The 12,130-nt window shown below is 70.0% G+C and carries 12 protein-coding genes and 1 tRNA gene; all 13 read left to right on the forward strand.

The window, feature by feature from the left end; all coding sequences use genetic code 11:
- Window positions 1-132 (forward strand): elongation factor Tu (gene tuf, locus VG869_07045; protein ID HEV3450944.1); only part of this gene is annotated, 132 nt, incomplete at its 5' end.
- Window positions 133-145: 13 nt separating this feature from the next.
- Window positions 146-307 (forward strand): 50S ribosomal protein L33, encoded by a 162-nt coding sequence (rpmG, locus tag VG869_07050; protein ID HEV3450945.1) that lies wholly within the window; start codon window positions 146-148, stop codon window positions 305-307.
- Window positions 308-427: 120 nt separating this feature from the next.
- Complete coding sequence (locus VG869_07055) at window positions 428-1,039, forward strand: sigma-70 family RNA polymerase sigma factor (GenBank protein HEV3450946.1); 612 nt, start codon at window positions 428-430, stop codon at window positions 1,037-1,039.
- The gene (locus VG869_07060; GenBank protein ID HEV3450947.1) at window positions 1,029-1,394 is read left to right on the forward strand and encodes a hypothetical protein; all 366 of its coding nucleotides are present in this window, start codon (window positions 1,029-1,031) and stop codon (window positions 1,392-1,394) included. The genes VG869_07055 and VG869_07060 overlap by 11 nt, the downstream gene beginning before the upstream one ends.
- Before the next feature lie 60 nt (window positions 1,395-1,454).
- Window positions 1,455-1,527 (forward strand) — tRNA-Trp (locus VG869_07065).
- A gap of 36 nt (window positions 1,528-1,563) precedes the next feature.
- Window positions 1,564-1,857 (forward strand): preprotein translocase subunit SecE, encoded by a 294-nt coding sequence (secE, locus tag VG869_07070; GenBank protein HEV3450948.1) that lies wholly within the window; start codon window positions 1,564-1,566, stop codon window positions 1,855-1,857.
- A gap of 3 nt (window positions 1,858-1,860) precedes the next feature.
- Window positions 1,861-2,655 (forward strand): transcription termination/antitermination protein NusG, encoded by a 795-nt coding sequence (gene nusG / locus VG869_07075; protein ID HEV3450949.1) that lies wholly within the window; start codon window positions 1,861-1,863, stop codon window positions 2,653-2,655.
- Window positions 2,656-2,697: 42 nt separating this feature from the next.
- Window positions 2,698-3,126, forward strand: coding sequence for a 50S ribosomal protein L11 (gene rplK, locus VG869_07080; GenBank protein ID HEV3450950.1), 429 nt, complete (start codon window positions 2,698-2,700; stop codon window positions 3,124-3,126).
- 76 nt (window positions 3,127-3,202) lie between these two features.
- A complete protein-coding gene (gene rplA / locus VG869_07085) occupies window positions 3,203-3,907 on the forward strand; it encodes a 50S ribosomal protein L1 (protein HEV3450951.1) in 705 nt (234 codons plus the stop codon).
- Window positions 3,908-4,071: 164 nt separating this feature from the next.
- Window positions 4,072-4,725, forward strand: coding sequence for a 50S ribosomal protein L10 (rplJ, locus tag VG869_07090; protein ID HEV3450952.1), 654 nt, complete (start codon window positions 4,072-4,074; stop codon window positions 4,723-4,725).
- Between the two features lies 1 nt (window position 4,726).
- Window positions 4,727-5,110 carry a 50S ribosomal protein L7/L12 gene (gene rplL / locus VG869_07095; protein HEV3450953.1) on the forward strand — a complete coding sequence of 128 codons (384 nt, stop codon included), beginning with the start codon at window positions 4,727-4,729 and terminating at the stop codon, window positions 5,108-5,110.
- Between the two features lie 211 nt (window positions 5,111-5,321).
- A complete protein-coding gene (gene rpoB / locus VG869_07100; GenBank protein HEV3450954.1) occupies window positions 5,322-8,819 on the forward strand; it encodes a DNA-directed RNA polymerase subunit beta in 3,498 nt (1,165 codons plus the stop codon).
- A 35-nt stretch (window positions 8,820-8,854) separates the two neighbouring features.
- On the forward strand, window positions 8,855-12,130 hold a 3,276-nt coding region (locus VG869_07105), incomplete at its 3' end, for a DNA-directed RNA polymerase subunit beta' (GenBank protein ID HEV3450955.1).

Consider the following 12,130-nt stretch of genomic DNA (forward strand, 5'->3'; position numbering starts at 1 on the left):
ATGCCCGGCGACAACACCGAGATGACCGTCGAGCTCATCGCGCCGATCGCCATGGAAGAAGGGCTCCGCTTCGCCATCCGAGAAGGCGGCCGCACCGTCGGCGCCGGCCGCGTCGCCAACATCACCACGTAGAGGAGCTCGAACGATGGCCAGTGACAAGCGGGTCAAGGTGACCCTGGCTTGCGAGGTCTGCAAGCGGCGCAACTACATCACGGTCAAGAACCGGACCAACGACCGGGAGCGGATCGAGATGAAGAAGTACTGCCGCTGGGACCGGCGGCACACGCTCCACCGGGAGACCCGCTAGGGGCCGTCGCACGCGGCCGCCGGTGGGCCCCCAGCCCGGCCGGCGACCCCCACCCCACGGGCGGATCCGGCCCCGGTTTGGGCTACCGGCAGGTAACCAAGCAGGCTGCCCCGGAGTCTCATGGATCAACGCGAGCACACACACGAACACGCTGGTGAGCGCGACGAGCTGGCTGAGCTCGTCGACGCCGCTCGGGACGGTGACCGAGAGGCGTTCGACGAGCTCGTGCGACGCACCTACGTCGACGCCTACACGCTGGCCTTCCGCCTCACCAATCACGAGGAGGATGCACGCGACGTGGTCCAGGAGGCGTATCTCCGGGCCTGGAAGGGCCTGCGCCGCTTCCGTGGCGACGCCCAGTTCTCGACCTGGCTGTACCGCGTCACCGCCAACGCCGCCTTCACCCACGTCCAGCGGCGACGGCGCCACCGAACCGCCAGCCTCGAGGACGCCCCGGAGCCGATCGAGGTGGGCTCGGACGCGCTGCCCGAGACCGTGGCCGAGTCGAGCGCCGGGCTCCGGGAGGTGGCCGACGCGCTCGAGCGCCTGCCCGACGGGCTGCGCGAGGTGGTGGTCCTGAAGGACGTGTACGGGCTCTCGCACGATGCGATCGCTCACGAGACCGGGATCTCGGTGGCCGCAGCCAAGGTGCGACTCCACCGTGGGCGCAAGCGCCTGCGCGACCTGCTCTACGACCAGGCCCAGCCCTGGAGGTCCGAGCGTGCGGTGTGACGAGATCGCGCTCCTGCTCCCGGAGGCGGTCGACGCCAACCGGCCGGTCGGGCCCGCGGTCCAGGAGCACATCGAGTCGTGCCTGCGGTGCCAGGCCGAGCTCGCCCGGTACCGGCGCATGCTCCGCAGCCTCCAGCTGCTGCGCACCCAGTTCCTCGAGCCGGCCCCCGGCCTGCTCACGGCCACGCTCGCCGCGATCGAGGAGGCGAGCGAGCGTCGGGCCATCCGCTCCCTCCTGACCGGCCGCCGGCTCGCCTACGCGGGAGCGATCGGCGGCGCGCTGACCGCCGCCGGTGCGACCGCCGTCGCCGTCCTCGTCCACCGGGCCCGCCGGCGCACCGTCGTCGCCCACTGACACGCCAGTCGACCGGCGCAGGGCCGCTGCTATCCTGCGATCCCGGCCCCCCGACGCCGGAGGGCAGTAGCTCAACTGGCAGAGCACCGGTCTCCAAAACCGGCGGTTGGGGGTTCGAGTCCCTCCTGCCCTGCCCCCGCACCCTGCACGCTCGACGGAGGCGGTTCGTGTGAACCGACAGACCAAGCGCCTGATGCAGCGGCAAGGCGCCGACCGGCCGCGTCCGCCGGAGCAGCGCCGACCTCGTCCGCAGGCCCAGCAGGCGGGCGCGCCGCGCGAGCGGGTCACCCCCCGCACCTACCTGGCCGAGGTTCGCTCCGAGCTCCGGAAGGTGAACTGGCCGAACCGCCACGAGGTCGTGAACTCCACGATCGTGGTGCTGATCTGCGTCGTCGTCATGACCTCCCTGATCTTCGGGTTCGACTACGTGTCCTCGAAGTTCGTCCTCTTCCTCTTCGGCTGACCGATGCCGAGCCCCGACACCGAGACGAGCGAAGAGGCCGACGGCCTCCCCGCGTTCCTGCGCCCGGCCGACGACGCCGGCGCGCCCGCGACCGAGCCGGCCGGGCCGCCGGCCGAGCCGGGCGCGGCCCCCGCCGCGGAGCCGACCGAGCCGACCGCCGGCCTTGAGGCCTCAGCGGAGCTCGTCGACGTCGTCGAGGAGCCCGCCGGGCCCGACACCGAGCCCCCGCCCCCCAGCCCCTACGACCGGCCGGGCCACTGGTTCGTCGTCCACACCTACGCCGGGTACGAGAACAAGGTGAAGCAGAACCTCGAGCAGCGGATTCGCTCCCAGCACGCCGAGGACCAGATCTTCGAGGTCGTCATCCCGATGGAGGACGTCATCGAGTTCAAGGGTGGGCAGCGTCGGGTCGTGCCGAAGAAGGTCTTCCCCGGCTACGTCTTGGTCCGGATGCTCATGAACGACGGGTCCTGGCGGGTCGTGCGCGACACCCCGAACGTCACCGGCTTCGTCGGCCCGAGCGGGCGCGGCGAGAAGCCCACCGCGCTCTCGCGCAAAGAGGTGGAGGACATCCTGGGCGTCGCCAAGCCCGAGGGGCCGACCGCCGAGAAGAAGGTCCGCCCCCGAGTCGAGTTCGAGGAGGGGGAGCAGGTCCGCGTCGTCACCGGGCCGTTCGCCGACTTCAACGGCGCCATCTCCGAGATCGACGTCGACCGCTCCAAGCTCAAGGTGCTCGTCAACATCTTCGGGCGCGAGACGCCAGTCGAGCTGGAGTTCGGTCAGGTCGCCAAGCTCTGACGACCCACCGCCGGCCTCGCAGCGAACGCAAGGAGCACACCCGTGGCCAAGAAGCGGCTCGCCGCTGTCGTCAAGATCCAGATCCCGGCCGGCCAGGCCACGCCGGCTCCCCCGGTCGGGACCGCGCTCGGTCCGCACGGGATCAACATCATGGACTTCTGCAAGGCCTACAACGCCGCCACCGAGAACCAACGCGGCCAGATCATCCCGGCCGAGATCTCGATCTTCGAGGACCGCTCGTTCACCTTCATCCTCAAGACCCCTCCCACCCCGTTCCTCCTGCGCCAAGCCGCCGGCGTCGAGAAGGGGTCGCCGAATCCGCGGCTCGAGAAGGTCGGCCGGGTCACGAGGGATCAGCTCCGGCGGATCGCCCAGACGAAGCTGCCGGACCTGAACACGGCCGACCTGGACGACGCCATGGCCCAGGTGGCCGGGACCGCCCGCTCGATGGGACTCGAGGTCGTCGACTAAGTCACCCGCACCACCGGCCGGCGGAGGACCTCGCCGCTGAGCCGTCTCGACCCCTGAGGGAGTCCGAGGAGGACGCATGACCAAGCACGGGAAGGCCTACGCCGACGCCACGCAGCGCTACGACCCGGAGCGGCCGCTGCCGCCCGGCGAGGCCATCGAGCTCGTGAAGTCGCTGGCCCCGGCCAAGTTCGACGAGACCGTCGAGGTGGCCTTTCGACTCGGCGTCGATCCCCGCAAGGCCGACCAGATGGTGCGCGGCACCGTCTCGCTGCCGAACGGGACCGGCAAGGCGGTCCGCGTGGCCGTCTTCGCGGCCGGGGACGCGGCTCGGGAGGCCGAGGCCGCCGGCGCCGACATCGTCGGCGGCGACGACCTCATCGCCCGGGTCGAGGGGGGCTTCCTCGACTTCGACGTCGCCATCGCGCCGCCCGACATGATGGGCAAGGTCGGCAAGCTCGGTCGCATCCTCGGACCTCGGGGCCTGATGCCGAACCCCAAGACCGGCACGGTCGCCGCCGACGTCGCCAAGGCCGTCGCCGAGTTCAAGGCCGGGAAGGTCGAGTACCGCACCGACCGGCACGGCAACGTGCACGTGCCCATCGGCAAGGTGAGCTTCGACACCGACGCCCTCGTGACCAACTTCAACGCCGTGCACGACGAGCTCGTTCGCGCCAAGCCGGCCGCCTCGAAGGGCCGCTACATGAAGTCGGTGTCGGCGGCCTCGACGATGGGCCCCGGCGTCAAGGTCGAACCGGAATCGCAGAAGAGTCGGAGCGGCTAGTAACCTGCTCGACGCCAGCAGTTCGTTGCCGCAGACCTCCGGTCTCCCGCCTGTCGGCGGGAGGTAATGGGCCCCGGCCCGCCGGACGAGGTGACCTCGCACGTGGGGTGCCTCGGGCTCCGATCCCGGAGTCGGCGGCACCCCGTTTTTCGTGCGAGTCGCAGATGGCGAGAACCGACAAGATCGCGGTCGTCGAGGAGGTCCGCGACAAGATCCGCGGCGCCGACGCCGCCGTGCTCACCGAGTACCGCGGTCTGAGCGTCTCCGCCCTCGCGCAGCTGCGTGCCACGCTGCGTCCCGCCGGCACCGAGTACAAGGTGTTTAAGAACACCCTCGCCCGCCGGGCGGCCGAGGCCGCCGAGGTCCCGGGGCTCTTGCCCTTCCTCGAGGGTCCGGTCGCCATCGCGTTCGTTCACGGCGACGCCGTCGTGGCGGCGAAGGCGCTGCGCGACTTCGGCCGCACCAACCCGGCGCTCGTCATCAAGGGCGGCCTGCTTGGCCCGCGGGTCCTGTCGGGCGCCGAGATGCGCTCGCTCGCGGAGATCGAACCTCGAGAGGTCCTCCTGACCCGGCTCGCGGGCGGCTTCCAGGCCCCGCTCGCCCGCGCCGCGGGGCTGTTCCAGGCCTTCACCCGCAACCTCGCCTACGGGCTGCGGGCCTACATCGATCAGCGGGTCGAGGGCGGCGAGGCCGTCGACGCCCCCGCCGGGCCCCCGCCCGCACCGGAGACCGAGGCGCCGCCCCCCGGCGCCCAGGACCACGAGCCAACCGAGGCGCCGCCCGCCGGCGCCCAGGACCACGAACCAGAGGAGAGCTGACGTGCCCACGATGACCACCCAGGAGCTCCTGGACGTGTTCAAGACCATGACCGTCCTCGAGCTCAACGAGTTCCTCCACGCCTTCGAGGAGGAGTTCGGCGTCACCGCGGCGGCGCCCGTCGCCGTGGCCGCCGGCCCCGGCCCCGCCGCCGAGGCCCCCGCCGCCGAGGAGCAGGACGAGTTCGACGTCGTGCTCACGGCCGCCGGCGACAAGAAGATCCAGGTCATCAAGGAGGTCCGGACCCTCACCAGCCTCGGGCTGAAGGAGGCCAAGGACCTGGTGGACAACGCCCCGAAGCCGGTCCTGGAGAAGGCCTCGAAGGAGGACGCCGAGAAGGCGAAGGCCCAGCTCGAGGGGGCGGGCGCCTCGGTCGAGCTGAAGTAGGCCCCAGCGGGGGGTCGCCCAACCCTTGACCCGCCGGGGGCTGCGTTCTAGGGTCGCGGCCAACAACGAGCAGGCCCCGTTGGGGCCTGGTCACTGGTGTGTGTTTGCAGCCAGATCCGCCGGCGAGTAGGATCTGGCTAGCCGTGTCTGCCCGCTCGAGCTACTGCTGACCGCTCTGCCCGCTGCCCGCGCGCGCCTCGCTCTCTAAGGAGTGGCCTTGCCTCGCCTCGCGTCCCGCGACCGCCTCTCGTTCTCCCGGCTCCCCCAGGTCCTGGAGCTGCCCGACCTCATCGCCGTGCAGCGCCAGTCGTTCCAGTGGTTCGTCGAGGAGGGCATCGCCGAGGTCCTGGCCGACATCTCCCCCATCGAGGACTTCACCGGCACCCTGAAGCTCGAGCTGGCCGACCACGTCTTCGACCCGCCGAAGCACTCCGAGGAGGAGTGCCGCGACAAGGACATGACCTACGCCCGGCCGCTGTTCGTCACCGCCCGGTTCATGAACTCCACGACCGGCGAGATCAAGGAGCAGACCGTCTTCCTCGGGGACTTCCCGATGATGACCGACCGCGGCACCTTCATCATCAACGGCACCGAGCGGATCGTCGTGTCCCAGCTCGTCCGGTCGCCCGGCGTCTACTTCGGGATCACCCCGGACAAGACCCAGCCCGAGAAGGACGTCGTCGACGCCAAGATCATCCCCGGCCGAGGCGCCTGGCTGGAGTTCGAGGTCGACAAGAAGGACATCTGCTACGTCCGAATCGACCGGAAGCGCAAGCAGCCCGTCACCGTGCTCCTGAAGGCGCTCGGCTTCGGCGAGTCGCCCGACGACCTCGCCTCGCTGGTCCTCGACCCCAGCGGCCAGCCGTACCAGTCGATCCTCAACACGCTCGACAAGGACAACACCGAGGACGCCGAAGCCGCGTTCATCGACATCTACCGCAAGCTGCGGCCCGGCGAGCCCCCCACCCCGGATTCCGCCCGCCAGCTGCTCGAGAACCTCTTCTTCAACCCGAAGCGCTACGACATGGCGAAGGTCGGCCGGCACAAGGTCTCGAAGAAGCTCCGCGACGAGTACGGCAAGTTGCCCCTCCAGCGCTACGAGCTGACCGTGCCGAACGCCGACCCGGAGGTGGGGCCGGTCGACTTCCAGCTCACACGCGCCGACGTGCTGGCCACGGTGTCGTACCTCGTGAAGCTCCACAACAACGACCCCGAGTACTACCCGGACGACATCGACCACTTCGGCAACCGCCGGGTCCGCTCGGTCGGGGAGCTCATCCAGAACCAGGTCCGGGTGGGGCTCTCGCGGATGGAGCGGGTCGTGCGGGAGCGGATGACCACCCAGGACGTGGAGGCCATCACCCCCCAGACGCTCATCAACATCCGCCCGGTCGTCGCCGCCATCAAGGAGTTCTTCGGGTCGAGCCAGCTGTCGCAGTTCATGGACCAGACCAACCCCCTCGCGGGCCTGACCCACAAGCGGCGCCTCTCGGCCCTGGGCCCGGGTGGTCTGTCCCGTGAGCGCGCCGGCTTCGAGGTGCGCGACGTCCACCCGAGCCACTACGGCCGCATGTGTCCGATCGAGACGCCCGAAGGCCCCAACATCGGTCTGATCGGGTACCTGTCGACGTACGCGCGGATCAACCGGTTCGGGTTCATCGAGACGCCCTACCGCAAGATCTCCAACGGCCGCGCGACGGACCAGATCCAGTATCTCGCCGCCGACGACGAGGACCGGTACGTCATCGCGCAAGCCAACGCCCGGCTCGACGGCGGCGGCCGGTTCCTCGACGAGCGGGTCCTGGTGCGCGCCAAGCGCGGCGAGCTCGCCTACGTCGACCCGCGCGAGGTCGACTACATGGACGTGTCGCCGAAGCAGATCGTCTCGGTGGCCACGTCGCTCATCCCGTTCCTCGAGCACGACGACGCCAACCGGGCCCTCATGGGGGCCAACATGCAGCGCCAGGCGGTGCCCGTGCTCCGACCGACCGCCCCCTACATCGGGACCGGGGTGGAGGACCGCGCCGCTCGCGACGCCGGCGACCTGATCCTGGCCCAGGGTCCGGGCCGCGTCCTGGACGTCACCGGCGACTCGATCACCGTCGACTACGACGGCGGGTCGCGCCGCGGGCGCACCACCTACCGGCTCGCCAAGTTCCGCCGGTCGAACCAGGGCACGTGCATCAACCAGAAGCCGGCCGTCAGCCCCGGGGACGCGGTCAAGGAGCACGACGTGCTGGCCGACGGGCCGTCCACCCACGACGGCGAGCTCGCGCTCGGCAAGAACCTGCTCGTCGCGTTCATGTCCTGGAAGGGACTGAACTTCGAGGACGCGATCGTCATCTCCGAGCGGCTCGTGCGCGACGACGTGCTGACGTCGATCCACATCGAGGAGCACGAGATCGACGCCCGCGACACCAAGCTCGGCGCCGAGGAGATCACGCGCGACATCCCGAACCTCTCAGAGGACATCCTCAAGGACCTCGACGAGGAAGGCATCGTCCGGGTGGGCGCCGAGGTGGGGCCGGGGGACATCCTCGTCGGCAAGGTCACCCCGAAGGGCGAGACCGAGCTGACGCCAGAGGAGCGGCTCCTCCGCGCCATCTTCGGCGAGAAGGCCCGCGAGGTGCGCGACACCTCGCTGAAGGTGCCGCACGGAGAGACCGGCAAGGTGATCGGCGTCCGCAAGTTCTCCCGGGAGGATGGCGACGAGCTGCCCCCGGGCGTGAACCAGCTGGTCCGGGTCTACGTGGCCCAGAAGCGCAAGATCAGCGAGGGCGACAAGCTCGCCGGCCGGCACGGCAACAAGGGCGTGATCGCCAAGATCCTCCCGATCGAGGACATGCCGTACCTGTCCGACGGGACGCCGGTCGACATCATCCTCAACCCCCTCGGCGTCCCGTCCCGCATGAACGTGGGCCAGGTCCTCGAGGCGCACCTCGGCTACGCGGCGCGCCACGGCTGGGACGGCCAGCGACACGCGCCGCGCAGCGATCACAAGACCAAGCCCGTCACCGAGCCGGCGGTGTGGGTGAGCAGCCCGGTCTTCGACGGCGCCCACTGGGACGAGGCCGAGCAGTCCGGGCCCCAGGGCACGATCGAGGCGCTGTTCGAGCGCATGCACGCCGACGGCGAGAACGGCAGCCGCCTCGTCGGCACCGACGGGAAGGCCCTCCTCTACGACGGGCACACCGGTGAGCCGTACGACCGCCCGGTGACGGTCGGCTACGTGTACATCCTGAAGCTCGCCCACCTGGTCGACGACAAGATCCACGCCCGCTCGACCGGCCCGTACTCGATGATCACCCAGCAGCCGCTCGGCGGGAAGGCGCAGTTCGGCGGCCAGCGCTTCGGGGAGATGGAGGTCTGGGCGCTCGAGGCCTACGGCGCCGCGTACGCGCTCCAGGAGATCCTCACCATCAAGTCGGACGACGTCCTCGGGCGCGTGAAGGTCTACGAGGCGATCGTGAAGGGCGAGAACATCCCCGAGCCCGGCATCCCCGAGAGCTTCAAGGTGCTGATCAAGGAGATGCAGGCCCTGTGCCTGAACGTGCGGGTCATGAACGAGCTCGGTGAAGAGGTCGAGATCCGCGAGCTCGACGAGGACGCCTTCCGCACCACCGAATCGCTCGGCATCGACCTGAGCCGGCCCGAGCGCGGCACCGACGAGGAGGACGCGGCCCGGGAGCGCGAGGCCGCGCGGTACTGACCAAGACAGCAGGCGAGGACAGAAGAGGGAACCGAGTGCACGACGTCAACGAGAGCGCCAAGCTGAGCATCGCCCTCGCCACCGCGGACCAGATCCGCATGTGGTCGAACGGCGAGGTCAAGAAGCCCGAGACGATCAACTACCGGACGCTGAAGCCCGAGAAGGACGGGCTCTTCTGCGAGAAGATCTTCGGTCCCACGAAGGACTGGGAGTGCTACTGCGGGAAGTACAAGCGCGTCCGGTTCAAGGGGATCATCTGCGAGCGTTGCGGCGTCGAGGTGACCCGGTCGAAGGTGCGACGCGAGCGCATGGGCCACATCGAGCTCGCGGCGCCGGTCACCCACATCTGGTACTTCAAGGGCGTCCCGAGCCGCCTCGGGTACCTCCTCGACATCGCCCCCAAGAGCCTCGAGAAGGTCATCTACTTCGCTGCCCACCTCATCACCTGGGTCGACGAGGAGAAGCGCCACAAGGACCAGGCTGAGCTCGAGGCCGACATCCGAGCCGAGATCGCCGACGTCGAGAAGGAGCTCGAGCTGCGGCTCCGACAGCGGCTCGAGGAGTTCGAGCAGGAGGTCGCGCGGCTCGAGGAGGGCGGCGCCACCCCCCGCAAGGCGGACGTCGAGCGCCTCCAGAAGGCGCACGACAAGGACGTTGAGGAGCTCCGGGCCCGCGGCGAGGCCGAGGTCGACCACCTGAAGACGGTGTGGACCACCTTCGCCAAGCTCGCCCCCAAGCAGCTCGTCGACGACGAGCGGGTGTGGCGGGAGCTCATCGACCGCTACCAGGAGTACTTCACCGGCGGGATGGGCGCCGAGGCCGTGAAGGAGCTGATCTCGCGCCTCGACCTCCGCGAGGAGGAGCAGAGCCTGAAGGAGGTCATCGCCACCGCCAAGGGCCAGCGCAAGGCGAAGGCGATCAAGCGGCTGAAGGTCATCTCGGCGTTCAACCGCACCGACGGCGACGGACGCACGATCAACTCCCCGAACGGCATGGTCCTCGACGCGGTCCCGGTCATCCCGCCCGACCTGCGCCCGATGGTCCAGCTCGACGGCGGCCGCTTCGCGACCTCGGACCTCAACGACCTCTACCGGCGGGTCATCAACCGCAACAACCGCCTGAAGCGCCTCCTCGACCTCGGTGCGCCCGAGATCATCATCAACAACGAGAAGCGGATGCTCCAGGAGGCGGTCGACGCGCTGTTCGACAACGGCCGCCGCGGTCGTCCCGTCACCGGGCCGGGCAACCGCGCCCTGAAGTCGCTGTCCGACATGCTGAAGGGCAAGCAGGGTCGGTTCCGCCAGAACCTGCTCGGCAAGCGGGTCTACTACTCGGGCCGGTCGGTGATCGTCGTGGGCCCGCAGCTCAACCTCCAGCAGTGCGGTCTGCCGAAGCAGATGGCCCTCGAGCTCTTCAAGCCCTTCGTGATGAAGCGCCTCGTCGACCTCGAGTACGCCCAGAACATCAAGTCGGCCAAGCGCATGGTCGAGCGGGCCCGGCCCCAGGTCTGGGACGTGCTCGAGGAGGTCATCAAGGAGCACCCGGTGCTCCTGAACCGGGCCCCGACGCTGCACCGCCTCGGCATCCAGGCCTTCGAGCCGGTGCTCGTCGAGGGCAAGGCCATCCAGATTCACCCGCTCGTGTGCGCCGCGTTCAACGCCGACTTCGACGGCGACCAGATGGCGGTCCACCTGCCCCTCTCGTCCGAGGCGCAGGCCGAGGCGCGGATCCTCATGCTCTCGGCCCACAACATCCTGTCGCCCGCCCACGGACGCCCGATCGCCGTGCCGAGCCAGGACATGATCATCGGCGCCTACTACCTGAGCGAGGTGGTCGACGACGGCGCCGGCCAGGGCCGCGTCTTCTCCGGCCTCAACGAGGCCGTGCTCGCCTACGACCAGCGGCTCCTCCCGGGCTCGCCGGCCGACGCCGACGCCGAGAGCCTGTCGCTGCACGCCCGGATCAAGGTCCGGATGCCGGCGGCCAAGTTCCCCGAGGACCGGTTCCCGGAGCGGGACGAGCGGCGGAGCCCGGACTCGCCGGTCCTGCGCCGCTCGGGATCGAACGGCGACGGCACCGTCCTCGTGGAGACCACCCTGGGCCGCCTCCTGCTGAACGACGCTCTCCCGCCCGACTTCCCGTTCGTCGACCGGGCCCTGAAGAAGCGGGACCTCACGGAGATCATCGGTGAGGTCGTCGACCGCTACTCGCGGGCCGAGGTCGCTCGGACGCTCGACAACCTGAAGGACCTCGGGTTCGAGTTCGCGACCCGGGCCGGTCTCACCATCTCGATCGCCGACGTCAAGACGCCGCGCCAGAAGGCGTCGCTGCTCGAGCGCTTCGAGAGCGAGGCCGAGAAGGTGGAGCAGCAGTACGACCGCGGGATCCTGACCGACGACGAGCGTCGCCAGAAGGAGGTCGAGATCTGGACCGAGGCCACGGACGAGGTCCGGCGGGCGATGGAGGCCGAGCTGTCGGCCGAGAAGTTCAACCCCGTCGACATGATGGTCGGCTCGGGCGCCCGCGGGAACGTGATGCAGGTGCGCCAGATCGCCGGCATGCGAGGCCTGGTGGCCAACCCGCGGGGCGAGATCATCCCCCGCCCGATCAAGTCGAACTTCCGCGAGGGCCTGTCCGTCCTCGAGTACTTCATCTCCACGCACGGGGCCCGCAAGGGGCTCGCCGACACCGCGCTGCGCACCGCCGACTCCGGCTACCTCACCCGCCGGCTCGTCGACGTGGCCCAGGAGCTGATCGTCCGGGAGGACGACTGCGACACCGGCCGCGGTATCTGGGTGGAGCAGGTGACCACCGAGGCCGACGGTCGGCCGCGGCGAGAGCTCGAGACGGAGCTGCTCGGCCGCTGCCTGGCCGAGGACGTCCAGCTCGCGGACGGCACGATGGCCCGCAACACCGAGGTCCGCGAGGACGAGCTCGCCCGCCTGGCCGCCGACCCGGGTCTGACCCGGGTGCGGGTCCGCTCGGTGCTGACGTGCGACTCGATCGGCGGCGTGTGCTCGCATTGCTACGGCACCATGCTCGCGACCGGGAAGCTGGTCGACCTCGGCGAGGCGATCGGCATCATCGCGGCGCAGTCGATCGGCGAGCCGGGCACGCAGCTCACGATGCGGACGTTCCACACCGGCGGCGTCGCCGGCGAGGACATCACGCACGGCCTGCCCCGCGTCGTCGAGCTCTTCGAGGCCCGCACCCCGAAGGGAGCGGCGACGCTGGCCGAGACGTCCGGCGTGATCCGGCTGGCCGAGAACGAGAAGGGCGAGCGCGTGGTGCTGGTCGTCGGTGACGACGGC

It is taken from the genome of Acidimicrobiia bacterium (assembly GCA_035948415.1).
In the GTDB taxonomy this organism is placed as follows: domain Bacteria; phylum Actinomycetota; class Acidimicrobiia; order IMCC26256; family PALSA-555; genus PALSA-555.

Bases quoted from the DNA above. Each gene is read 5' to 3' on its own strand.
- rplA (HEV3450951.1), top strand. From the start codon at position 3,203: ATGACCAAGCACGGGAAGGCCTACGCCGACGCCACGCAGCGCTACGAC.
- rplJ (HEV3450952.1), top strand. From the start codon at position 4,072: ATGGCGAGAACCGACAAGATCGCGGTCGTCGAGGAGGTCCGCGACAAG.
- rpmG (HEV3450945.1), top strand. From the start codon at position 146: ATGGCCAGTGACAAGCGGGTCAAGGTGACCCTGGCTTGCGAGGTCTGC.
- VG869_07055 (HEV3450946.1), top strand. From the start codon at position 428: ATGGATCAACGCGAGCACACACACGAACACGCTGGTGAGCGCGACGAG.
- nusG (HEV3450949.1), top strand. From the start codon at position 1,861: ATGCCGAGCCCCGACACCGAGACGAGCGAAGAGGCCGACGGCCTCCCC.